The organism is Georgenia ruanii, from assembly GCF_009193175.1.
In the GTDB taxonomy this organism is placed as follows: domain Bacteria; phylum Actinomycetota; class Actinomycetes; order Actinomycetales; family Actinomycetaceae; genus Georgenia; species Georgenia ruanii.
Genome location: NZ_VUKE01000020.1, coordinates 46,763 through 68,702, shown reverse-complemented (window position 1 = coordinate 68,702; position 21,940 = coordinate 46,763). Strand labels below are relative to the sequence as shown.

Sequence of the window (21,940 nt, the reverse complement as noted above, 5' to 3'; positions counted from 1 at the left end):
CCCTCGGCGACGGCGGCGGCCACCGGCCAGTCCGGCACCCACAGCACGCCGCGGCGCGCCGCCCGCCCCTCCGACGGGGCCACGTCACACCGCCCGCAGCAGGGCGGCGTCCGGGCTCGCCGCAGCCGGGTCGAGGAGACCCGCGGCCGGGTCGAGGCGGCCCGCGGGCAGGGCGAGGTTGCCCGCGGCCGGAGCCCCGGCCGGTCCCGCGGCGGGCATCGCGGCGGTCCGCGCGGGCGCGCGCATCCCCTCCGCGCCCACCTTGATCCGGACCTCGCGGGCGCGCACGGCACCACCACGCCCGGTGGCGCGCACCGTCAGCTCCTGGTCCCCCAGGTGGCCCCAGCCCTGGCCGAGACCGTCCCAGCTCCGCGCCGCCGCGCGCAGGACGAGGTGGGCGCCGGGCCAGGGGTGGGTGCTCAGCAGCACGGCCCCGCGGGTCCGCAGCCGAGAGCCCAGGAGGCGGCGGTCCCGCTCTCCCAGCGCCGGGCACGGGCCGACGACGAGCACGTCGAAGCCGTCCACCAGCGCCCCGACCACCGCGGCGGCGTCCGGGCCGGGGCGCGGCACCACCGCCACCCGGTCCAGGGCCAGCCCGGCCGCGGCGCCCGCCCGCCACCCGACATCGGGCAGGGCAGCGAGCGAGCACCAGGCCCCGTCGGCGCTGGCGGCGCCGGCGAGGGCCAGCAGCACCGAGGTGGAGCCTGTCACCTGGACGACGCTGCCGCGGGCCAGCGCCCCGGCGGGAAAGAGCGGGGCGAGCGCACCGGGCACCGGGAGGTACCGGTCGTCGCCGGGGACGGGGCCGGCGTCCGGCACCGCCCCCGCGTCGGGGGCGGCCGAGGCGCCGGCGAGGTCCGGCGAGGACGGCACGGACCGCGCGTGGTCCCCGGGGACGGCGACCAGCGCCGGGCTGGTGGTCAGGCGCGGCCCCGGCGCCGGGACCGCCGTCGCCGGCGGGCCGTCCAGCCGGGTCCGCAGGCCGGCGGCCAGCTCGGCGCGGGTGAGCGCAGCCCGGGCCGCCGCCAGCCGGTCCTGATCCGTGGGACACGGCTCGGCGCGCACGGCCGTGAGCACGGTCCCCATGGCCCCTCCTCGTCCCTCGTTGACACACCTCGTTCGAACATGGGTTCGAACACTCTTAGTTTTCGACCACGGTCCAGGCTTGTCAACCGCGCCCCACCGCCCTGGGGACGGGGGCGGGCGTCCCGCCTCTGGAGCATCGCGTCGACCACCGACATCGGCGGCCCCCGGTGCCATGGGCGGAGCACCTCCTCCGGCGCCCCTAGCGTCGGGCCAGCTCCTCGGCGGGACCGCCGGAGGTCGGCTCCTCGGCGGGACCGCCGGAGGTCGGCTCCTCGGCGGCGGCCGCCGACGTCAGGACAGCACGTCCTTGGTCAGGAACCGCCAGGCGGCCAGCGCGCCGCACACGATCACGTACCCGGCCTGCAGCCGCAGGTTGTCGCCGAAGGAGGCCCACAGCACCGGCTGGCGCAGCAGGTCGGCGAAGCCGAGCCAGTAGTGGCTGAACAGCCAGGGGTGCAGCCAGGCCACCTGGCTCAGCGAGTCGAGCACCTGGGCGACGACGGCGAGCACGACCGTCGTGGCCATCGCCCCGACCGGCACCTCGGTGAGGGTGGAGACGAACAGGCCGACGGCGGAGAGCCCCAGCAGGGAGACCGTCACGTACGCCGCCACGAGCAGCGCGCGGACCACCGACTCCCCCACCCCGATGGTGTCGCCCGACAGCAGCGTCACCGGGCCCACCGGGAACAGTGCGGCCCCGATGGCGGCGCCGACCAGCACGATCGTCAGCGTCGCCGCCAGGCAGAACGCCGCGGCACCCGCGTACTTCACCGCCAGCAGGCGCGCCCGGCCGGCCGGCGCGACGAGCAGGTAGCGCAGCGTGCCGAGGCCGGCCTCCCCCGCGACGGTGTCGCCGGCGACCACGCCGATGGTCAGCGGCAGGAACAGCGGGATGGTGACCACCAGCGCGGTCATCGCGACGAACAGGCCGTTCTGGGTCACCCGGTCGAGGAAGGGCGGGCCCTCCCCCGGCCCCGGGGGCGTGGAGGACAGCTTCACCGCGACGGCGATGAGCACCGGGATGGCCGCGAGCGCCACGAGCATCGCCCAGGTGCGCCGGCGCCGGAAGAGCACGGCGAGCTCGGAGCCCAGCAGCGCCCACCCGGCGGCCGGCGGCGCGGCCCGGCGCTCGGGAATCGCGAGCGGCACGTCAGCGGGCAACGTCGAACCCCTCCCCGGTGAGGGCCACGAAGCGTTCCTCCAGGCTGGCCGCCGCGACCGTGAAGCCGCGCACCCGCACCCCGGCGCCCACCAGGCCCGCCACGATCGTCTCCGGCGCCGGCGCGTGCTCGGGCAGCGGCGCGGTGACCATCGCGGCGCCGTCGGCGCCCGGCGGCGGGCCGAGCACGTCGTCGGCGACGACGCCGAGCCGGGCGAGCTCGCGCCGGGCGGCCGCGACGTCGGGGGTCAGGAGGCGCAGCCGGGCCTGGCCGGCGCGGCGGAGGTCCTCGAGGCTGCCCTGGGCCACGAGCGCGCCGGCGCTCATCACCCCGACGTGCGTGCACATCTGCTCGACCTCGGCGAGCAGGTGGCTGGAGACGAACACGGTGGTGCCCCCGGCGGCCAGCGAGCTCACCAGCGCGCGCACCTCGCGGGTGCCCTGCGGGTCCAGCCCGTTGGTCGGCTCGTCGAGGACGAGCAGCTCGCGCGGGCACAGCAGGGCGACGGCGAGGCCCAGCCGCTGCTTCATCCCCAGCGAGTAGGCCCGCACCTTCTTCTCGGCGGCGTGGGCGAGCCCGACCCGCTCGAGCGCGGCCCGCACCCGGGCGGCCCGGGTGGCCCCGGGGGCGTGGCGGTTGGCGGTGTCGAGCCGGTGGAGGTTGGCGGCCCCGGAGAGGAAGGGGTAGAACGCCGGCCCCTCGACCAGGGCGCCCACCCGGGGCAGCACCTGGCGCAGGTCGTGGGGCATGTCCCGGCCGAGGACCCGCACCTCCCCGCCGGTGGCGCGGGCCAGGCCGAGCATCACCCGGATGGTGGTGGTCTTGCCCGAGCCGTTGGGGCCGAGGAAGCCGAAGACGCTGCCGCGCGGGACGGCCAGGTCGATGCCGGCGACGGCGAGCTGGTGGCCGAACCGCTTGGTGAGGTGGTGGGTCTCGACGGCGAGCTCGGGCCGGTCCGCGGCCGCGGCGCTCGTCGGCCCGCCGCTCACTTCCCGGCGGCGGCCTGGAGCCGCTCGAGCGGGACCGCGCCGACGAGCACGCGGCCGTCGTCGGCGAGCATCGCGGTGACCAGGCGGGAGGACACCACCCGCCCGCCGGCGACGGGCTGGCTGGCCTGCTGGAGCATCGGCACCGCGGCGGGGTCGACGGTACCGGCGGGCAGGACGGCGACGGCGTCCCACCCAGAGCCCACGATCGTCGGCTCGGGGCCGCTGGCCTGGGGGCGCGCCTGGGGGCCGCCTCCCGGGGTGCCGGTGCCGGCGGCGCCGTCGTGCTGCGGCACGGCCTTCTCCGTCACCTTCGCCCCCGGGGGCGGGGTGAAGGCGAACCGGGCGGCGTCCGGGGCGCCGAGGTCGAGGGCGGTGAAGGCGGCCTCGAACGCGGGCTTGGCGTGGTCGCGGGCGAGCACGGCGAGGCGCAGCGGCAGGCCGGTCGCGCCGTCGACGGCGATCTCCACGGACCCGACGAGGGTGTCAGCGGTCTTGGGCGTGAGGACCAGCTGGTAGGCCGGGCGCCCGGCGACCTCGACGTCCTTGCCGACGGCGAGGGTGGTGGTGGGCCCGACCTCGCGGACGATCCGGTCGGCCAGCTGGTCGGGGCTGGCCGTCCCGGCCGCCCCCGTCCCGCCCTCGTGGGGCCCGGCCGTCCCGTTCTCGGCGGGCAGGGTGAGGTGGGTGGCGGCGTTCTCCCGGGAGTCGTAGAGCCAGACGTCGGTGCCGTGGCGCACGACGTCGCGCTCAGCGAGGGCGTCCATGACCTGGAGCCGGGCGGTGTCGGGGCCGCCGACGTACACCCGTCCGGTGTGGGAGCCGGTGAGCACGTCGAGCAGCTCGGCGGGCGTCAGGCCGGCGCCCGATGCCGTGCCGGTGCCCGATCCCGTTCCGGCGCCCGGTGGCAGGGCGGGCAGGCCGAGGTCGGAGGTCTGCCGGAAGGTCCCGGAGAACGGCGCGTCGTCGCGCTGGGCCATGAGCGCGAGGACCTGCTGCGGGGACTTCTCGGGCAGGTCGGCGGCGGCGCCGGCCTGGGAGGCGGCGAGCACCGCGGCGACGGCGGCGGGCACCGCGGCGACGGGCACCCACCGGGTCCAGGTTCGGGCCATCTGACCACCTCACAGGCGTCTCGTCCCGAACGCTACGTCGCCCCAGGTGCGCGCGCCAGCCCCGATCCGGCCGGCCCCGGGCGCGGCGGCGCCGTCAGGCCCGGTCGATCTGCAGCACGCGGGCCCGGCCCGGCTCGCCGGGGTCGTCGGTGATCTCCCGGCCATCGAGCCAGGAGGAGATGACGTGCGCCAGCTCGCCGGGGTGGCTGAAGTTCATGGCGTGGGCCGCGCCCTCGACGACCGCGACCGTCACGTGCGCCGGCGCCAGCCGCCCCACCTCCCGCACGCGGTGCGGCGGGGGCATGAGCGGGTCCCGGGTGCCGAGCACGGCCAGCGAGGGCACCGGTGTGCGCAGCAGGCGCTCGAGCGAGGGGAACCGGGTGAGCTCGCTGAACAGGTGCAGGGCGTTGACCGGGCCGAAGCGGACGTAGTCCGGGAGCGCCACGGGGGCCATCCGCGGGCTCTCGCGGGCGATGTCGGCGGCGAGCTGGGCCAGCGCCCGCGGCAGCGGCTGGTTCTGCACGCCGCCCGCCGGTGAGACCAGGACGAGGCGGTGCACCCGCTCGGGTGCCACGTGCGCGACCTCGAGGCTGACCGGACACCCCATGGAGTTGCCCACGAGGACGACCTCGCGAAGTCCGAGGGCGTCGAGGATCACCAGCAGGGCGTCGGCCAGGGCCGGGATGCCGAGGGCGCGGCCCGGGTGCTCGCTGCGGCCGTAGCCGGGGAGGTCCGGCACGACGTTGGTCCGGTGGGCGGCGAGCCGGCGCGCCGTGGGCATGAGGTAGGCACCGGAGATCGCGAAGCCGTGGACGTGGACGATCGGCACGCCGTCGTGGCCGCCGTCACTGCGCCGGTAGAAGACGGACCGGCGGTCCACCGTCACGGTCCCGGTGGTCCAGCCGCTCCCGTCGGTGGTCACGCCCCGCTCCCGTCGGTCACGCCCTCGATGCTGACAGCGCGCGAGCCCGCGCGGCTCCCTCCGCAGGGGTGATGGCCACCGCTGGGTGCCGGCCACCTCGCGGCCGGCCGCCGTCCGGCGAGCCCGGCACGCCGCGCCCGCCGTCCCGCGCAGTCGGCGGGGATGTCCTAGGTTGGGGGCCGAGGGGCGGCGCCGCGGGCGGCGTCTCGACCCACCGAGCACGGAGGACTCCATGAGGCTTGACCGACCGCTGGCGCAGGACCCCTACGAGAAGCTCCCCGCCGTCCCGTCCTTCACGGTGACGTCGGCCGACCTCACCGACGGCCGGCCGATGGCCGCCACGCACAGCGCCGCGGGCGGCAACGTCTCCCCGCAGCTGGCCTGGTCGGGCTTCCCGCAGGAGACGCGGGGCTTCGTGGTGACCTGCTTCGACCCGGACGCCCCCACGCCGTCGGGCTGGTGGCACTGGGCGGTGCTCGACCTCGGCGCCGACGTCACCGAGCTCGAGCAGGGCGCCGGCCAGTCGGACCTCATGCTCCCCGGCGCGGGCATGCACCTGCGCAACGACGACGGCGAGCACGCCTACACCGGCGCCGCCCCGCCGCCCGGGGACCGCGAGCACCGCTACTACTTCGTCGTGCACGCGCTCGACACCGAGACGCTCGAGCTGGACGAGGACGTCTCGTTGGCCAAGACCTCCTTCCTGCTGCTGGAGCACACCATCGCCCGGGCGGTGCTCGTGGCGACCTTCAAGAACTGAACGCGGGAGGAGCACGCATGACGGCGGAGACGCCGACCACGCCGGGCGCGGCACCCGAGGGCGCCGCGGCCCCCCAGGACCCACCCGCCGAGCCGACGGCGGTGCTCGGCGAGCCCGGCGCCGTCGCCTTCGGGACCCTGGTGTGGGTGCCGGCCCTGTCCCGGCCCGAGCTGCTGGCGGAGCCCGTGCGCCTGGCGCTGGCCACCCTGGCCGACCGCCACCCGGACCTCGGCGCCCAGGTGCTGGTGGCCGAGATCGACCCCGGGCTGGCCGACACCGCGGCCATGACCGAGGCCCACCGGCTGCCCCTCGCCGCGTCGGCGAACTGCGTCCTCGTGGCCGGCAAGCGTGCGGGCGAGGAGCGGGTGGCCGCCTGCGTCGTGCGGGCCACCACCCGGGCGGACGTCAACAACGTCGTGCGCCGGCTGCTCGACGTGCGCAAGGCCTCGTTCTGGCCCACCGAGCAGGCCGTGGCGGCCTCGGGCATGGAGTACGGCGGCATCACCCCGGTCGGTGTCCCGGACACGTGGCGGCTGCTGCTCGACCCGCGGGTGACGCACGGGCACGCGATCATCGGCTCCGGGATCCGCGGCTCCAAGCTTCTCCTGCCCGGCGAGGTGCTCGCGGCGCTGCCGGGCGCGGAGGTCGTCGAGGGGCTCGCGGTGGCCTAGGGCGCCGGGCCCGCGCGGGCCCGGTGCTCGTCGTCGCCCTCAGTCCCGCACGCCGTCGAACGCCACCTGCAGGTGCCGCGGGCCGCGCAGGAAGGCGTTGCGCCGGTACGGGGGTGGGTCGTTGACGAGGCGGGGGTTCTCCAGCCGCCGGACCAGCTCCCCCAGCGCCACCTGCGTCTCCATCCGGGCGAGCGGGGCCCCGAAGCAGTAGTGGATCCCGCCGCCGAAGCCGAGATGTTCCCGTTCCTCCCGGTCGGGGTCGAACCGGTCGGGATCGGCGCAGAAGGCGGGATCGCGGTTGCCGGAGCCGAGCACCAGGGTGACCGCCGCGTTCTTCGGGATGGTGGTCCCGCCCACCTCGACGTCGGCGACTGTCGTCCGGAAGGGCACGAACTGCACCGGCGAGTCGTAGCGGATCAGCTCCTCGAAGACGCGGGCGATCAGCTGCGGCTCCCGGCGCAGCCGCTCGATCACCTCGGGGTGGCGCAGGAGGGTGAGGGTGCCGTTGCCGATCATGTTGACCGTCGTCTCGTGCCCGGCGATGAGGAGCAGGACGGCGGTGTTGAGCATGTCGTCCTCGGACATCCGGCCCTCGGGACCGTCGTCGGTCACCAGCCCGGAGAGCATGTCGTCGCGCGGCGCCTGGCGGCGCTCCTCGGCCAGCCCCGCGAAGTAGTCCCGGGCCTTGGAGATCACCTGCTCGGCCCGCTTCCGCCGCGCCTCGAGATCGACCGGGCCGGTCGCCTCGCCGGGCTGGATGATCTCCTCGACCCACTCGTGGAAGAGGGGCTCGTCCTCGTGCGGCACGCCGAGCACGTCGCAGATCACGGTCACCGGGAACGGGTAGGCCAGCGCGTCGACGATGTCGACCTCGTGCCGGCCGGCGAAGGCGTCGATGCGCTCGCGGACGATGCGCGCCATGTCCGCCCGCAGGCCGTCGAGGAAGGCGGGCCGGTGGGGCGGGCCGAAGTGCCGCATCGCCAGCCGCCGGAGCAGGTCGTGCTCCGGCGGGTCGAGCAGGATGAAGCTGAAGGACATCCCGTCGCCCTCCCCCGCACCCGCGCCGCCGTCGGGCCGGTTGCGGGCGTCGGAGCTCAGTCGCGGGTCGTGCAGCAGCTGGACGATCTCCCGGTAGGTGCCGACCAGGTACGTGCCGTCCTCCTCACGCCGGACGGGCGTCCTGCGCAGCTCCTCGTAGAGCGGGTACGGGTCGGGCCGGTTGGCGTAGTCGAGCATCCGCTGCATCAGGCTGGTCTGGCTGGTCTCGGTCATGTCCTTAGCTCCTGCGCTTGGATCGGTTGCGGCGCCGGCACCGCGGGGGTGCGGGGCTTGCGGGGCCGCCACACCGCCTGCCACTCGCTGGGCTCGTGCCCGGTCACCGCGAGGGTGGCGTCCTCGCTGGCCCGCCAGGGCATGACCGGGGCGGGCATCTGGGCCGGCACGGGTCGCATCCCGTCCGGCTCGTCGGCGGCCTCGCGGGGCGGGAAGGGCGCCGCCTCGGCGATGAGCCGCTGGTAGTGCTCCAGCCACTTGGACTGGTCGACGGTGACGGCGGCGACGAGGCGGCCCCGGCGGCCGTAGGCCGCGACGAACGACCGGTCCGCCACCGACCCCTGGGTGATGACCACCTCGTCGGCGATGGCGGACACCCCGGCCGACTTGATGACGTGGCCGAACTGGATGGACCAGAAGACCGGCACGGACAGGTGCGGCCAGCGTCGCGCCTGGCCGGTCACCATGTTGTGGGCGGCGATCTCGGCCTGGGCGACGGCGTTGCCCCAGTGCTCGAGCGCCAGGAACTCGAAGCCGAACATCGGGTGGGGGAACCGTGCGACGTCGCCGGCGACGAAGACGTCGTCGGTGACCAGCCCGTTGAGGTCGAACACGCGGCAGCCCGCGTCGCAGGCCACGCCCCAGGCGCCGGTGGCCAGGCCGGAGCCGCGAAGCCACTCGACGTTGCGGACGGCGCCGAGCGCCACCACGGCGACGTCGGCGTCGACGGTGCTGCCGTCGGACAGCCGGGCACGTCGCAGCCGTCCGGCGTCATCCCCCTCCAGCTTCGTGACGGTGACGCCGGTGCGGAGGTCGACGCCGTGCTCGCGCTGGATCTCCCCCGCGACGGCCCCGATGACGCCGCCGAGCGTGGCGAACAGCGGCACCGGTCCGCGCTGGACGACCGTCACCGGCACGTCGAGCTCGCGGCCGACCGAGGCGACCTCGCACCCGGTGAACCCGCCGCCGAGGACCACGACCCGGCCGGGCCGCGCCGCGAGCCGCTCCCGAAGGTCCGCGGCCTCCTCCTGCGTGCGGAGGGTGAGCACCCCGTCCAGGCGGGCCTCGGCGGGGTCGGGCCAGGGCCGGGACCGGGTGCCCGTGGCAATCAGCACACGGTCGAAGCCCACCTCCTCACCGGTGTCCAGGCGCACCCGCTTGGCAGCGAGGTCCAGGCCGGTGGCGGCGACCCCGAGCCTCCACTCGGCGTCCAGCGCCCGGAGCCGGGGCAGGACGGTGTGGTCCACCGGCATCCCCTCCAGGACCTCCTTCGACAGCGGTGGCCGGTCGTAGGGCTCGGCCGCTTCGTCGCCGATCAGCGTCAGTCGGCCGGCGAAGCCCTCCGCACGGACCGCCTCCGCCGCCCGCAACCCCGCCAGGGAGGCGCCGACGATGACGACGCGGCCGTCCGGGCGCAGGGGACCGGGCGCGGCCTCGGGGCGGGCGGCCCGCGGGCTTCCCCCCGCCGGCCCTCGGTAGTCCGGGCGGTCGAGGTGGATGGCCTGGACGGGGCAGGCGGCGGCCGCCTGCAGGATCTTGTCGCGCTCGGAGTCGGCCGGCCCCGAGTCGTACAGCAGCGCCTCCCGGCCCCGGATCCGGAACGCGTCGGGCGCCAGGAAGCAGCACTGGGCGTAGCCCTGGCACTTCGTCATGTCCACGACCAGTCGCATCTGCGCCTCCTCGGTCGGGTGACGCCCTGGTCAGGTGCGGGGACCAGGGCGGGACGTCCCCCACCGCTCGCCCGACCGGTGCCACCGCCTCTTCCATGAAAGAGCGTCAGGCTGAAAGGACGCTGGCCGCAAGGCCTCCGGATGTCCGTGCTCCCCCGTCTCGCCCGGGAGGGCGGGCGCCGTCACCGTCACCGCCGTGACCGAGACGACGACGTCGACGTCGCGGCCGGCGGCGTAGGCGGCCGGCGGTGGCTGCGAGCAGATGGACGCCATGGTGGCACCGGCTCGACCGGTGGCTGTACCGCGGCGGGCCGAGCGCGCTCGCCAAGGCGCTCAATCGGCTCACCGCCGCCCAGTAGGGGGCGGGGTACTGACGATGGGCCGCCGGGGTGACGCTCGAGGTGCGCGGCCGCCGCAGGGCAGGACGGTGGCGTCCCCGCTGGTGCTCACGCGGTACCGTCCGCGAACTCGAGCGGGTCGCCGCCCCGTTTCGTCGCCTCACGACCGGCAGCTAGGCACCCCATGCCAGCGAGCATCGTGGTTCAACGAACGTCACCTGGCCCGGGCGACCGCCTGATCTCGGCGTTGATCAGGCCTCGTACTCACCGACGAGCTGCGCCGGCTGCGGCGCACCGATGTGCCCTGCCTCCCGCAGAATCGGCGCCACGTCCGGGTCGGACACGTAGTGCTGCCAGCCGTCGGCATCCCAGTCGAAGAGGACCCAGACCCTGTCCTTCTCGACGGGATCACGAAAGACGGATGCCCCCTTGGAGCCGTGCTGTCGACGCTTCTCGGCGCCCTTGGTCGAGAAGATCCTCAGGAAGCGGTCCAGGTCCTCGACCTTCGTCGTTGCCAGCATCATCTCGGAACTCCCTTGTCCTCCGCGCCGCGACGCGACGCCGTGGGCAGCGTACGCCGAGCCGGTTGGCGCCACCCTCGGGGCCGCCGGTGGCTACGCTCCCGACGTGTCGGGGTACCTCGGCACAACCACGCGTGCTGGCGCGGGCTCGCTGCATGGCACGCCCCTGCAGGACGGGGATGGCGGCCCGGCGGCCGGCGGGAAGCCGCCGACGCGCCGACGACGCCATCCCTCGGTCGACGGCGGAGGACCGGCGGCGCTTCGGCGGGGAGGGAGTTCTGACGGGGAGAGGCGGCGCCACGTGGGAACATGGGCCCTCGTGTTCCACGTGATCTTCTACGAGCCCCGCATCCCGCCGAACACCGGCAACGCGATCCGGATGGTCGCCTGCACCGGTGCCACCCTGCACCTCGTGGAACCCCTGGGCTTCGACCTCTCCAACGCCCATCTGCGCCGCGCCGGACTGGACTACCACGACCTCGCCAACGTCGTCGTCCATCCCGACCTCGACGCCGCGCTGGCCGCCGTCGCGCCGGGCCGGGTCTTCGCCTTCACCGGGCACGCCACCCGCAGCTTCGCCGACGTCGCCTACCGGCCCGGCGACGCCCTGCTCTTCGGGCCCGAGCCCACCGGCCTGCCGGCCGAGGTCCTCGCCGACGCCCGGATGAGCGACCGGCTGCGCATCCCGATGGTCCCGGGCATCCGTTCGCTCAACCTGTCCAACTCCGCCGCCATCGCGGTGTACGAGGCCTGGCGCCAGCACGGGTATCCCGGCGGGATCTGAGCGAGCCTGGTCCGCGCCGGAGCGCGCCCCCCTGCAGGCGGCGTACGTTTCCGCCATGACGACGCCGCGGTCGGTCGTGCGCATCTACCTCGTGCTCATGCTGGGGAACACCCTCGCGGCGTCGCTCATCTGGGGCATCAACACGATCTTCCTGCTCGACGCGGGGCTGTCGAACCTCGAGGCCTTCACCGCCAACGCGTTCTTCACCGCCGGCATGGTGGTCTTCGAGGTGCCCACCGGCGTCGTCGCCGACACCGCCGGGCGGCGCTACTCCTACCTGCTCGGCACGATCACGCTGGCCGTGACCACCGTGCTGTACGTGCTGCTGTGGCACACCGGCGCGGCGTTCTGGCTGTGGGCGGTCGTCTCGATGCTCATCGGCCTGGGCTTCACCTTCTTCTCCGGGGCTGTGGAGGCCTGGCTGGTCGACGCGCTGGGCGCCACCGGCTACACCGGCGACATGGAGGCCGTCTTCGGCCGGGGCCAGATCGTCTCCGGGGCCGCGATGCTCGTCGGCTCGGTGGCAGGCGGCATCATCGCCCAGGCGTCCAACCTCGGCGTGCCCTACGTGCTCCGCGGTGTGGTGCTCGTGGCGATGTTCCTCCTGGCCTACCGCCTCATGCACGATCTCGGCTTCAGCCCGCGGCGCGGGCGGTCGCCCACAGCCGAGGTCCGCCGGGTGCTCTCGGCGTCGATCCAGTACGGCTGGCGCCGGCCCCCGGTGCGCTGGCTGATGCTCGAGGCGCTGTTCACCGGCGGCGTGGGCATCTACGTCTTCTACGCCCTCCAGCCGTACCTGCTGCAGCTGTGGGGCGACCCGCGGGCGTACTCGATCGCCGGCCTGGTGGCGGCCATCGTCGCGGGCTCGCAGATGCTCGGCGGGCTCGCCGCGCCGCGCCTGCGCCTCCTGTTCCGCCGGCGTACCTCCGCCCTGCTCCTTGCCGCGGCGGTCAGCGCGGGCACCCTCGTGCTCGTGGGCACCATCGCCCAGTTCTGGGCGGTCCTGGCCGTGATCGTCGTGTGGGGGCTGCTCTTCGCGGCCGCCGCGCCCATCCGGCAGGCCTACCTCAACGGCATGATCCCCTCGGCGCAGCGCGCGACGATCCTGTCCTTCGACTCGCTCAACAGCTCGGCGGGCGGGGTGTGGGCCCAGCCGGTGCTCGGCCGGGCGGCCGACGTGTGGGGCTACGGGCCGTCCTTCGTCGTCGGCGCGGGGATCTCGCTGCTCGGCCTGCCGTTCCTGGCGCTCTCGCGCCGCGAGCACGATCCCGCCGACCGCCGGAGCGGCACCCCGGCCACCGCCCCGGCCACCGCCCCGGCCCAGCCCTCGGCACCGCCGACGACGCCGGCCAGCCCGCCGCCCAGACTGCCGCCGACCCCGCCGCCCGGCGCCTCGCCCGCCTTGGACGAGTGAGCGCCGGGCGGGCGAGCGGGGCGCTGAGCGGGCGAGGCGGCGGACGAGTGAGCGCTGCGCAAGCCGGGCGGCGGGGGCCGGTCAGGCCGGGACCTCCGCGGTGATGGTGTCGAAGAGCAGGTTCAGTCCCTCGGCCATGGTGGGGTGGGTGATGACCGCGTCCCGCACCTGCTGGTAGGTGAGGTGGCCGAGCATGGCCATCTGCACCGCGGCGACGACCTCGCCGGCCGAGTGGCCGAGGAGGGCGACGCCGAGGATCTCGTCGGTGGCGCCGTCGACGACCGCCTTCCACGTCCCCTGGCCCATGCGGAGGGTCTTGGCGCGCGGGATCGCCGCGACGTCGAGCCGGGCCACCTTGACGTCGCGGCCGGCGGCGCGCGCCTGGGTCTCGGTCATGCCCACCCGGGCGAGCTCCGGCGTCGTGAACACGGTGTAGGGCACGAGCCGGCCCGCGGTGGAGGCCTCGCCGCCGGTGAGCAGGGCCTTGAGGATGCGGAAGTCGTTCCACGAGGCGTGGGTGAACTGGGGGCTGCCCGCGACGTCCCCGGCCGCCCAGACGTGGTCGGCGGTGGTGCGCAGGTGGTCGTCGACGACGACGAAGCCGCGGTCGGTGAGCTCGACGCCGGCGGCCGCGAGGTTGAGGTCCGCCGTGACGGGGGTCCGGCCGGTGGCGACCAGCAGCTCGGCGCCGGTGGCCTCCGTGCCGTCGGAGAGGGCGACGACGGCGCCCTGGCCGTCGCGGCGCACCGCGGTGGCGCGCACGCCCAGGCGCAGGTCGACGCCCTGGCCGCGCAGCACGTCCGCCACCGCCGCGGCGACGTCCGGGTCCTCGCGGGGCAGCAGCTGCCCCCGGCCCTGCACGAGCGTGACGGCCACGCCGGTGACGGCGAGCATGGAGGCGAACTCGCAGCCGACGTACCCGCCGCCGAGGATGACGATGGACCGGGGCATGCGCTCCATCCGCAAGATGCCCTCGGAGTCCCACGGGTCGACGTCCGCCAGCCCGGGGATGTCCGGGTGCGTCGGGGTGGTGCCGGTGTTGATGACCACGTCGCGCCCGCGCAGCACCCGGGTGCCGCCGTCGTTGAGCGCGACCTCGACGGTGCGCTCGCCGACGAACCGGGCGGTCCCCATGAGGAAGTCCATGCCCGAGTCGTGGAACATCTTCGCGTGCGCGGCGACCATGCCGCCGACGACGCCCTCCTTGTGCGCGCGCAGGCCCTCGAGGGTGGCCGCCGGCGCAGTGCCGTCGAGCTCGATGCCCATCTCGCCCGCGTGCCGGGCGGTGAGGAGGGTGCGCGCCGAGGCCACCAGCGACTTGGTCGGGATGCAGGCGACGTTGATGCACGTGCCGCCGATCTTGTCCCGCTCGACCATGGCGACCTTCCAGCCGGCCTTGGCCCGGTCCATCGCCAGCGACTTGCCGGCCTTGCCCCCGCCGATCACCAGCAGCTCGACGTCCTCGATCTCGGTCATGACTCTCCTTTCACCCGGGGCGGACCATGACGCACCCGGCACCCATCTCCGAGTCTCTCCCTCGACCGCGCGGGCAGCAGGTCGGGCGCCGCGGCCGGCAGCTGGTCCTGCCCGCCGCCCGGCCGCCACCACACGATGAGTGACTTGATATATTCATCAAGTCACCAGTCCCGACCGAGTGGAACCTGCCCGTGCCCGACCGCGCCATCGCGACACCCGTCTACGAGATCAAGGCCGAGCTGTTCAAGGCGCTCGGCCACCCGGTGCGCATCCGCACCCTCGAGCTCCTCGCCGAGGCCGACCGGCCGGTCAGCGCGCTGCTGGCAGACATCGGCATCGAGGCCTCCCACCTGTCCCAGCACCTCACCGTGCTGCGGCGGGCGGGGGTGGTGACGAAGTCGCGGCGCGGCAACGTGGTGACCTACGCCCTGGCCGACCCGTCCGTGGCGCAGATGCTCGCTGCCGCCCGGACGTTCCTCCTCCACCGCCTCGACGCGGCCCGTGGCGCCCTGGCGGAGCTGTGAGCGGGCTCGAGGCGCTGCAGCCGCGCTGGACCGTAGCCGCCCTCGGCCGCCGGGCGGCCGGCCTGGTCCTGCCCCGGCGCAGCGACTACGCCGGCCTGTCCCGCTCGTGGCGCCGGGACCTGGCGGCCGGGCTGACCGTCGGCATCGTCGCCCTGCCCCTGGCGCTGGGCTTCGGCGTCGCCTCCGGCGTGGGGGCGGCGGCGGGGCTGGTCACCGCGATCGTCGCCGGCCTCGTGGCCGCCGTCCTCGGCGGCTCCCACCTGCAGGTGTCCGGGCCCACCGGCGCGATGACGGTGGTGCTCGTCCCGGTCGTCGCCCACTACGGCCCGGAGGCGGTCTTTGCCCTGTCCATCCTCGCCGGCCTGCTCGTGGTCGTCATGGGCCTGGCCGGTATGGGGCGGCTGGTCTCGGTCATCCCCTGGCCGGTGGTCGAGGGCTTCACGCTAGGCATCGGGGCGATCATCTTCCTCCAGCAGGTGCCGCTCGCCCTGGACACCCCCCGGGCCGCGGGCGTGAACGCCGGGCTGGTGGCGCTGGGCACCCTCGAGGCCGCGGACCCGCGCCGGGCCGCGGTGCCGCTGGCGGTGACCGTCGGGGTCATCGTCCTCATGCTCGTCCTCGGCAAGGTTCGCCGCTCCCTGCCGGCCTCGCTCATCGCGGTCGCGCTGGCGACCGTGGTCGCCGAGGCGGCGCGGCTGCCGCTGGCCCGCATCGGCGCGATGCCGGCCTCGCTGCCGGCCCCGGCCTTGCCCTCCTGGGATGCCGAGGCGCTCGCGGCGATGTTCCCCTCGGCCTTGGCGATCGCCGCGCTGGCGGCGCTGGAGAGCCTGCTCTCGGCCCGGGTGGCCGACGGGATGGTCCAGGAGGTGCCCCGCGCCCACGCCGACCGCGAGCTGGTCGGCCAGGGACTGGCGAACATGGCCAGCGGGGTCTTCGGCGGCATGCCGGCCACCGGGGCGATCGCGCGGACGGCGGTCAACGTGCGCGCAGGTGCCCGCACCCGGGTCGCCGCCGCCAGCCACGCCGTCGTGCTCGTGATCGTGGTCCTGGCCGCCGCGCCGGTGGTCGCGCTGGTGCCCACCTCCGCCCTCGCCGGGGTGCTCATCGTCACCGCGCTGCGGATGATCGACCTGCGCACGGCCCGCTCGATCGTGCGCTCGAGCCGCGCGGACGCGTTGGTGTACGTCGTCACGGTGGCCGTGACGATCGTCTTCGACCTGGTCGTCGCGGTGCAGGCGGGTGTGGCGGTGGCGGCGTTTCTCGCGCTGCGGGCGATGTCGCGCGTCTCCGGGCTGCGGCGGCTGGGGGTGCGCGAGCTCGACGCCGCCGAGGAGGACGCGCTGCTGCACGAGCACATCGCCGTCTACCGCTTCCACGGCGCGCTCTTCTTCGGCGGCACCAAGCAGTTCCTCGACGAGCTCACGGCCGTCAGGGGCGTTCGCGCCATCGTCCTCGTGCTCACCGACGTGCGGATGATGGACGCCTCAGGCGCCAATGCGCTCGGCGAGATCATCACGAGCCTGCAGCGCCGCGGCATGACCGTCCTGCTCAAGGGCCTGGACGCGGACCAGCTGCGGGTGGCGGGGGCGGTGGGCGTGCTCGACGCCATCGGTGCGGCGCACTACTTCCACGACCTGCCTGCCGCCGTCGCGCACGCGCGCCACCACGTGCGCCACGAGCTGGACGGCCGGTCGCTGCTCGACTGCGCGGCCGTGCCGACCCGCTGACCGGCCCGCCACCCCGGCGCCGCACCACTGGCCTCAGTCCCACCACAGCCACCAGCCCTCGCGGTGCGGCGCCCAGGGTGGGCGGATCCGGTGCAGCTCGTCGGGGAGCTCGCCGTCGAGGCCCAGGACGTCGCCGACCAGCCCCCACAGCTCCCCGCACCGGCAGCCCGGGCCGTGGTGGGGGCTGACCACGACGTCCGCGAACGCATAGACCACCAGCCCCTCCGCGGTCACCCGCTCGTCGCACCGTTGCGGACCGATGCCGTAGCCGTGGACCTCCACCAGGCCGGGGTGCTCGGCCGCGGCGCCGAGCATCGCCGCCAGCTCCGGGGCGTCGTTCTGCCGGTCGAGAAGCTGTGCGGACGGTAGCCGGTCGAGCAGCTCCGCGGCCGCCGCGCCGTCGAGGCCGGCCCAGGAGACGTGGTCGCGGGTCGGTGCCCCCGCCACCACCGCCGCGGGCGCCTCGGCCGCGCCAGGTTCGTCGGGCGGCTCCCCGGCGCCCTCCCAGGCCGTCCAGGGCACGTACCGGGGCATGGTGAACGGCGCGAGCACCTCCCACACCCCCGCCCGCACGCTCCACCCGCGCGGCCCGTACAGCTCTCGTTCGGTCAGCGTGCCGACCTCACCCGTGGCGTCCACGACGTCCCTCCCTCCGGCGACGGCGGTCGCGTCGCGTGGGCAGCAGCGTGCCCGGACCGCGGGCCGGGGCGCGGCCCGGCCGGGGCCGGGCTGTGGACGACGTGGCGCGAGGCGGCGCGGCGGTGGGCGGGCCCCACGGCCTGCACCGCCGCCGCCGGCGTGCTCATGTGACGCGGCTGCGGGCCGCGCCGCTCAGGCCCGCGTGCGGGCCGCGGGGCTGCCCTCGGCGTCCAGCCGGGCCACCAGCCGGGCGCCGGCCACCTGCCGGTAGGACCCGTCGAGCAGCTCGGCCACCTCGGCCCAGTCGACCCCCTCGGGCCCGGTCCGCCCGCCCGCCGCCAGGTCGAGCCCCACCCACCCGCTGGGCCCGAGGTAGGCGGGGAGGAAGAAGCGCGCGTCCTGCTCCAGCGCGAGCCGCTCCCCCGCCTCGGGCAGCACGACGAGGCCGTGGTCGTAGCGGAGCCGGGTCTCCGCCGGGCCCTTGGTGCCCGAGCCGTAGACCGCGAAGACCTTCTTGACCCGGAAGTGCGGCCGGCCGTGCGAGATGACCTCCGCGGCGTCGGGGAAGGCGAGCGCGACCGCGCGCAGGCGTGCCAGGTAGGGGTCGTCGTCGTCGAACATGATCGGGTGCACCATCGCCGTCCCTCTCGGCTGACCGTGGGGCCACACTAGGGGCTGGCGGTCGCGCGCGGGGCGGGTCCGCCGCACCGGCAGGGGCCGGAGGAGGACGGATGAGCCCGATCCCGCTGTGGGTGGGCCGGGTGAACAAGCGGGCGCTGAACCGCGTGATGCGGTTCGTGGCCCCGTACCTGCCCGGCTTCGCGCTCCTGGTTCACCGAGGTCGCCGCTCCGGCCGCGAGTACGCCGTGCCGGTCAACATCTTCCGCGACGGTGCCGGCTACCGAATCGCGCTGACCTACGGCCCGTCCACCGACTGGGTGCGCAACGTGCGCGCCGCCGGCGGATGCCGGGTGCGGACCCGTGGCCGGTTGGTGGAACTGACGAACCCGCGCCTGGTGCACGACCCGGGGCGCTCCTGGGCCCCGCCGGTGGTGCGCCAGATCCTCGGGCTGGCCCAGGCGCCGGACTCGCTCGTCCTCGACGCGGACGCCGAACACTGACCGGGCCACGCGCACGGGCGCGGCCGTCGGACCCGGGCACGGGCGGCGCGGGCACGGGCGGGGGCGCGGGCTGAGGGAACCCATGTCGGGGACCGAGCCGCCCGGCCCCCGCGAACGTCGGACGACCTGCCGGAGAGAGTCGTCCCGGACCTACCTCCCGGCCTGCCCCGGGGACTGCGTCAGGCGGGCGGCCAGGGCGACGGCACCGACGGCCTCCGCCACCCCGAGCGCCCGGGTCAGGCCCGGACGCTCCCTGAACCAGGCCAGCACCGGGGCCCCAGGGCCCCCTCTCCCACCGGGCGGTGTGTGCCACCGGGAACAGAGCGCTGAGCACGCCGTCACCGATCGCCACCATGGTCAAGGACTCGACGATTCGCGCGTCCATGACGTCCCCTCTCGAGCGGAGCACCACTGCCTGCCGGGCGGTCGCGTGCGACCGGTCTGCGCCGTCGTCGCGCCTCGCGACAGCGCGTCGTCAGGCCCTAGCCCGCGTCGCCCAGAACGCCACCGCCGAGGCGGCCGCGAGGTTCAGGGAGTACACCCCGCCGGCCATCGGGATGCGCACGACCACGTCCGCCGCGTCGACGGTCGCGCGGGCGAGGCCTTCCCCCTCGGTGCCCAGGACCAGGGCGATCTTCGAGTCGGGCGCGGTAACGGCCGGGGAGGCGGCGAAGTCGTCGAGGCTGACCGAGTCCTCGCTCAGGGCGAGCGCGGCGACGATGTAGCCGGCGTCGTGGAGCCGGTCGATGGCGCCGGGCCAGATGGTCAGCCGGGTCCAGGGCACCTGGAAGACGGTGCCCATGCTCACCCGCACCGAGCGGCGGTACAGCGGGTCCGCGCAGCGCGGCGTGACCAGCACCGCGTCGACCCCGAGCCCGGCGGCGCTGCGGAACATGGCCCCGACATTGTTTAAATTTGGTCGGCCTCTCGGCGCGTCGCAGCACACTGAGAGCCCGCGACCGCAACCATGCCCTCATGGTGGACGATACGTTTAAGTTGCCTGGCGCGTCGTACGAGACGCTCTCCCGGATTGTTCAGGCGTACAACCATGTGGGCGGGAAGACCAACCTGGAGACCGTCGCAGGAATCGCCGGCTCCCCTGCGGGAGAGATCAGCCGTAACACGGGGTTCCTTGTATCGGTCGGCGTACTAGAAGGCGGCCGGGATAAAGGTGTAACGGCAGTCGGCCAGAAGCTGGCTCGCGCACTGGATTTCAGAGAAGCGAACGACATATCAGCGGCATGGCGCGAAGTCCTCTCCGGCCAGACCATCATCCAACGCATCATCGCCGCGATCCGGGTACGTGGCGGCATGGACGCGTCAACACTGGCGACGCAAATCGTGTATACAGCTGGGGCTGACAAGAGCACGCGGGCACTGGCCGGCGCCGCCGCCGTCATCGAGATGATGAAACAAGCGGGGCTCGTGGCCGAACGCGACGGTCAGGTGGTCGCTCTAAACATCAGTGAAAGTGCCACCCCTGTCGATGAACCCGTCCGCCCTCCGGGGGACGCACCCATGCCGTCGCCCGAGCCTCTGCCCATTCAGGGCCCGACCGTCCAGCGGGTAATCGAACAGGCGCCCGGGGGAACTTCCGTTGCTCTGAAGTTGATTGTGAACATCAGTGTAGAGCCGAGCCAACTTCCCGACCTTGGCGTTCAAATTCGAACGATGCTCGACTCGATCGAGCGCGCGGCCGATGAGCTCGAAGGGCTCGACGGCGACGACCCACGATGACGCGGCTCGCAGATACCACGGCTGACAACGTCGTTGGTGCCGTGCAGGGCGTGGTCGCCGGCCGAGATGCGGCGACGGCGGACATGGTCGCAGACTTCCTCGATTTGCCGAATGTCAATGCTGTGGCGGCGCTTGAACTCGCCGAAGATTTAGGACTAATTCGGTGCGACGGTAACTGCTACAAAGCCGCTAGTCCCCTCGCTCGCCTCCTCAATACCCCAGTGTTAGCACAGAGGGCCGCTGTACTTCGAATAGCTGTTGAGGCATACGAACCGTTTCGCGTGTTTCGGGAACTCCTCCACCTGTCAGGCGAAGGAGCTGGAACCGCTGCCCAGCAAACGCGCGCACTGCTTGGACTAGCGGCTCACAGGGAGACAATCAAGCAGACCCTCCTCAGCCTAGGAACCTATTGCCAGAGTCTACGAGCAACGGCAGGAGGCAATCATGAGGTCCGTTTTGAACTAGAGGAAGACTTCACAACCCTCCTCGCCGGAGCGGTTGCGGAACTCGCCGAAGCGGAGCTACGCGTCCGCGACTGGATGTCCGAGCGCGCACGCAACTACGTGGACCATTCTTCAGTACTTCAACCTCTCGCCGAAGCGTATCTGAAGGTCAGCCAGAGCGACTCTCGTGGAGCAGTGGTATCGGCGGGAAACGCCATCGAATCGTATCTCTCTCAACTCGCTTCGGACATGTCGGTAAGCGTAGCAGGGGCGACAGGCCTAGGCGCCAAGGTCGATGCATTCGATAGGGCCAGAGCATTACCAAAGAAGGTTGCTGCAATAGGCAAGTATCTTTCAAATGTCCGAAATGCGGCGGACCATGGCGTCGACTCTGACATCGGCGCCGCGTGGACAATACGAGCCGGCACAGGAGAAGATTATCTCCGGATCTCAATTACGTTTATCGAAATCACTACCTCAATCAAGGATGCACAACCGTACGCTGTCTGAATCGAATCCTAGGGCGGTTTGCGCAGGTCGATACCGGGCGTTACCCCGACATATAGAACATTCGGGCGTATACGCAGCAGACTACTAAGAGCATGGCCTGACTAGCGGCGGCGAGTCGCCCAGAAGGCGACGGCGGAGGCGGCGGCCACGTTGAGGGAGTCCACCCCGCCCGCCATGGGGATGCGCACGACGACGTCGGCGGCCTCGACCGTGGCGCGGGCCAGGCCGTCGCCCTCGGTGCCGAGCACCAGGGCGACCTTCGCGCCGGCGTCGGCGACGGCCGGGGAGGCGGCGAAGTCGTCGAGGCTGACCGCGTCGTCGCTCAGGGCGAGCGCGGCGACGGTGAAGCCGGCGTCGTGGAGGCGGTCGATGGCACCGGGCCAGGTGGTCAGCCGGGTCCAGGGCACCTGGAAGACGGTGCCCATGCTCACCCGCACCGAGCGGCGGTACAGCGGGTCCGCGCAGCGCGGCGTGACGAGCACCGCGTCGACGCCCAGCCCGGCGGCGCTGCGGAACATGGCCCCGACGTTGGTGTGGTCGACGATGTCCTCGAGGATCGCGACCCGGCGCGCGCCGGCGCCCGCGCGGGCCCCCTCGAGCAGCTCCCGCACGCCGGCCAGCGGGGGGCGGTGCATCGCCGCGAGCGCCCCGCGGTGCAGGTGGAAGCCGGTGATGGCGCGCAGCACCGGCTCCTCGGCGACGAAGACCGGCACCTGCTCCCCGCCGTCGGGCGCGCCCTCGCAGCCCGGCGCCGCGGCGATGACCGGCGCCATGGACTCGAGCCACTTCTCGGCCATGAGGAAGGAGCGGGGCCGGTGGCCGGCCTCCAGGGCACGGCGGATGACGTTGGAGCTCTCGGCGATGTACAGGCCCTTGGCGGGCTCGTGCTTGGAGCGCAGGGCGACGTCGGTGAGGTGGGTGTAGTCGCCGAGGCGGTCGTCGGCGGGGTCGGTGATGCGGATCAGCACCGGAGCATTCTCCCCCGCCGGCGCCCGGCCCCCGTCAGGCAGCCCGGCCCCCGTCAGGCAGGCCGGGGCCGCCGCGCGGTCGACGACCGGCGGCCGGGT

At 74.2% G+C, this 21,940-nt stretch carries 21 protein-coding genes and 1 pseudogene; 9 read left to right on the top strand and 13 right to left on the bottom strand.

Annotated elements, in window-relative coordinates; genetic code table 11:
• Window positions 1-84 precede the first annotated feature (84 nt).
• From GD880_RS17175 to GD880_RS17155, 5 genes are all read right to left on the bottom strand, one after another.
• Complete coding sequence (locus tag GD880_RS17175; protein WP_152232830.1) at window positions 85-1,086, bottom strand: hypothetical protein; 1,002 nt, start codon at window positions 1,084-1,086, stop codon at window positions 85-87.
• Window positions 1,087-1,377: 291 nt separating this feature from the next.
• Window positions 1,378-2,247, bottom strand: a complete 870-nt coding sequence (locus GD880_RS17170) for an ABC transporter permease (RefSeq protein ID WP_226909779.1) — start codon at window positions 2,245-2,247, stop codon at window positions 1,378-1,380.
• Entirely contained in the window at window positions 2,237-3,235 is a 999-nt protein-coding gene (locus GD880_RS17165; protein ID WP_152232829.1) for an ABC transporter ATP-binding protein, read from the bottom strand. Before GD880_RS17165 ends, GD880_RS17170 begins: the two co-directional genes overlap by 11 nt.
• Entirely contained in the window at window positions 3,232-4,344 is a 1,113-nt protein-coding gene (locus tag GD880_RS17160; protein ID WP_193314582.1) for a LolA family protein, read from the bottom strand. Before GD880_RS17160 ends, GD880_RS17165 begins: the two co-directional genes overlap by 4 nt.
• A gap of 94 nt (window positions 4,345-4,438) precedes the next feature.
• The gene (locus GD880_RS17155; RefSeq protein WP_226909778.1) at window positions 4,439-5,266 is read right to left on the bottom strand and encodes an alpha/beta fold hydrolase; all 828 of its coding nucleotides are present in this window, start codon (window positions 5,264-5,266) and stop codon (window positions 4,439-4,441) included.
• Between the two features lie 232 nt (window positions 5,267-5,498).
• On the opposite strand from GD880_RS17155, the gene GD880_RS17150 reads away from it, so the two are divergent.
• Both GD880_RS17150 and GD880_RS17145 read left to right on the top strand, forming a co-directional pair.
• On the top strand, window positions 5,499-6,026 hold the full coding sequence (locus GD880_RS17150) for a YbhB/YbcL family Raf kinase inhibitor-like protein (protein ID WP_152232826.1): 528 nt from the start codon (window positions 5,499-5,501) through the stop codon (window positions 6,024-6,026).
• Window positions 6,027-6,043: 17 nt separating this feature from the next.
• On the top strand, window positions 6,044-6,697 hold the full coding sequence (locus GD880_RS17145) for a YbaK/EbsC family protein (protein ID WP_152232825.1): 654 nt from the start codon (window positions 6,044-6,046) through the stop codon (window positions 6,695-6,697).
• A gap of 39 nt (window positions 6,698-6,736) precedes the next feature.
• Here the strand turns inward: GD880_RS17145 and GD880_RS17140 are convergent, their stop codons facing one another.
• From GD880_RS17140 to GD880_RS17130, 3 genes are all read right to left on the bottom strand, one after another.
• A complete protein-coding gene (locus tag GD880_RS17140; RefSeq protein WP_152232824.1) occupies window positions 6,737-7,969 on the bottom strand; it encodes a cytochrome P450 in 1,233 nt (410 codons plus the stop codon).
• Window positions 7,966-9,639: an FAD-dependent oxidoreductase gene (locus GD880_RS17135; protein ID WP_152232823.1), complete on the bottom strand. Its 1,674-nt coding sequence runs from the start codon at window positions 9,637-9,639 to the stop codon at window positions 7,966-7,968. Before GD880_RS17135 ends, GD880_RS17140 begins: the two co-directional genes overlap by 4 nt.
• 589 nt (window positions 9,640-10,228) lie before the next feature.
• Window positions 10,229-10,501 (bottom strand): hypothetical protein, encoded by a 273-nt coding sequence (locus GD880_RS17130; protein WP_152232822.1) that lies wholly within the window; start codon window positions 10,499-10,501, stop codon window positions 10,229-10,231.
• A 316-nt stretch (window positions 10,502-10,817) separates the two neighbouring features.
• Here GD880_RS17130 and GD880_RS17125 point away from each other — a divergent pair, with 316 nt between their 5' ends.
• Window positions 10,818-11,282, top strand: coding sequence for a tRNA (cytidine(34)-2'-O)-methyltransferase (locus GD880_RS17125; RefSeq protein ID WP_152232841.1), 465 nt, complete (start codon window positions 10,818-10,820; stop codon window positions 11,280-11,282).
• Window positions 11,283-11,337: 55 nt separating this feature from the next.
• Window positions 11,338-12,696: an MFS transporter gene (locus tag GD880_RS17120; protein WP_152232821.1), complete on the top strand. Its 1,359-nt coding sequence runs from the start codon at window positions 11,338-11,340 to the stop codon at window positions 12,694-12,696.
• Window positions 12,697-12,777: 81 nt separating this feature from the next.
• On the opposite strand, the gene GD880_RS17115 is transcribed toward GD880_RS17120, so the two are convergent.
• Window positions 12,778-14,172, bottom strand: a complete 1,395-nt coding sequence (locus GD880_RS17115) for a dihydrolipoyl dehydrogenase family protein (protein ID WP_152232820.1) — start codon at window positions 14,170-14,172, stop codon at window positions 12,778-12,780.
• Window positions 14,173-14,363: 191 nt separating this feature from the next.
• On the opposite strand from GD880_RS17115, the gene GD880_RS17110 reads away from it, so the two are divergent.
• Both GD880_RS17110 and GD880_RS17105 read left to right on the top strand, forming a co-directional pair.
• Entirely contained in the window at window positions 14,364-14,696 is a 333-nt protein-coding gene (locus tag GD880_RS17110; RefSeq protein WP_226909777.1) for an ArsR/SmtB family transcription factor, read from the top strand.
• Window positions 14,693-16,423, top strand: coding sequence for a SulP family inorganic anion transporter (locus tag GD880_RS17105; RefSeq protein ID WP_226909776.1), 1,731 nt, complete (start codon window positions 14,693-14,695; stop codon window positions 16,421-16,423). The genes GD880_RS17110 and GD880_RS17105 overlap by 4 nt, the downstream gene beginning before the upstream one ends.
• A gap of 33 nt (window positions 16,424-16,456) precedes the next feature.
• Here the strand turns inward: GD880_RS17105 and GD880_RS17100 are convergent, their stop codons facing one another.
• The gene (locus GD880_RS17100; RefSeq protein WP_152232819.1) at window positions 16,457-17,062 is read right to left on the bottom strand and encodes a hypothetical protein; all 606 of its coding nucleotides are present in this window, start codon (window positions 17,060-17,062) and stop codon (window positions 16,457-16,459) included.
• Between the two features lie 192 nt (window positions 17,063-17,254).
• Window positions 17,255-17,698, bottom strand: a complete 444-nt coding sequence (locus tag GD880_RS17095) for an MmcQ/YjbR family DNA-binding protein (RefSeq protein WP_152232818.1) — start codon at window positions 17,696-17,698, stop codon at window positions 17,255-17,257.
• Window positions 17,699-17,793: 95 nt separating this feature from the next.
• Here GD880_RS17095 and GD880_RS17090 point away from each other — a divergent pair, with 95 nt between their 5' ends.
• The gene (locus GD880_RS17090; protein ID WP_152232817.1) at window positions 17,794-18,183 is read left to right on the top strand and encodes a nitroreductase family deazaflavin-dependent oxidoreductase; all 390 of its coding nucleotides are present in this window, start codon (window positions 17,794-17,796) and stop codon (window positions 18,181-18,183) included.
• A 475-nt stretch (window positions 18,184-18,658) separates the two neighbouring features.
• Here GD880_RS17090 and GD880_RS17085 read toward each other — a convergent pair.
• A pseudogene (locus GD880_RS17085) lies at window positions 18,659-19,090 on the bottom strand (TrmH family RNA methyltransferase); the annotation flags it as partial.
• A gap of 68 nt (window positions 19,091-19,158) precedes the next feature.
• Here GD880_RS17085 and GD880_RS17080 point away from each other — a divergent pair.
• Together GD880_RS17080 and GD880_RS17075 are read left to right on the top strand one after the other, a co-directional pair.
• A complete protein-coding gene (locus GD880_RS17080) occupies window positions 19,159-19,920 on the top strand; it encodes a hypothetical protein (protein ID WP_152232815.1) in 762 nt (253 codons plus the stop codon).
• Window positions 19,917-20,873, top strand: a complete 957-nt coding sequence (locus GD880_RS17075) for a hypothetical protein (RefSeq protein WP_152232814.1) — start codon at window positions 19,917-19,919, stop codon at window positions 20,871-20,873. Before GD880_RS17080 ends, GD880_RS17075 begins: the two co-directional genes overlap by 4 nt.
• Window positions 20,874-20,974: 101 nt before the next feature.
• On the opposite strand, the gene GD880_RS17070 is transcribed toward GD880_RS17075, so the two are convergent.
• On the bottom strand, window positions 20,975-21,841 hold the full coding sequence (locus GD880_RS17070) for a TrmH family RNA methyltransferase (protein ID WP_152232813.1): 867 nt from the start codon (window positions 21,839-21,841) through the stop codon (window positions 20,975-20,977).
• Window positions 21,842-21,940 lie beyond the last annotated feature (99 nt).

Excerpts from the sequence above, each read along its gene's own strand:
- GD880_RS17175 (WP_152232830.1), bottom strand. The coding sequence starts at position 1,086 with ATGGGGACCGTGCTCACGGCCGTGCGCGCCGAGCCGTGTCCCACGGAT.
- GD880_RS17160 (WP_193314582.1), bottom strand. The coding sequence starts at position 4,344 with ATGGCCCGAACCTGGACCCGGTGGGTGCCCGTCGCCGCGGTGCCCGCC.
- GD880_RS17150 (WP_152232826.1), top strand. The coding sequence starts at position 5,499 with ATGAGGCTTGACCGACCGCTGGCGCAGGACCCCTACGAGAAGCTCCCC.
- GD880_RS17145 (WP_152232825.1), top strand. The coding sequence starts at position 6,044 with ATGACGGCGGAGACGCCGACCACGCCGGGCGCGGCACCCGAGGGCGCC.
- GD880_RS17140 (WP_152232824.1), bottom strand. The coding sequence starts at position 7,969 with ATGACCGAGACCAGCCAGACCAGCCTGATGCAGCGGATGCTCGACTAC.
- GD880_RS17135 (WP_152232823.1), bottom strand. The coding sequence starts at position 9,639 with ATGCGACTGGTCGTGGACATGACGAAGTGCCAGGGCTACGCCCAGTGC.
- GD880_RS17130 (WP_152232822.1), bottom strand. The coding sequence starts at position 10,501 with ATGATGCTGGCAACGACGAAGGTCGAGGACCTGGACCGCTTCCTGAGG.
- GD880_RS17120 (WP_152232821.1), top strand. The coding sequence starts at position 11,338 with ATGACGACGCCGCGGTCGGTCGTGCGCATCTACCTCGTGCTCATGCTG.
- GD880_RS17115 (WP_152232820.1), bottom strand. The coding sequence starts at position 14,172 with ATGACCGAGATCGAGGACGTCGAGCTGCTGGTGATCGGCGGGGGCAAG.
- GD880_RS17095 (WP_152232818.1), bottom strand. The coding sequence starts at position 17,698 with ATGGTGCACCCGATCATGTTCGACGACGACGACCCCTACCTGGCACGC.
- GD880_RS17090 (WP_152232817.1), top strand. The coding sequence starts at position 17,794 with ATGAGCCCGATCCCGCTGTGGGTGGGCCGGGTGAACAAGCGGGCGCTG.
- GD880_RS17080 (WP_152232815.1), top strand. The coding sequence starts at position 19,159 with ATGGTGGACGATACGTTTAAGTTGCCTGGCGCGTCGTACGAGACGCTC.
- GD880_RS17075 (WP_152232814.1), top strand. The coding sequence starts at position 19,917 with ATGACGCGGCTCGCAGATACCACGGCTGACAACGTCGTTGGTGCCGTG.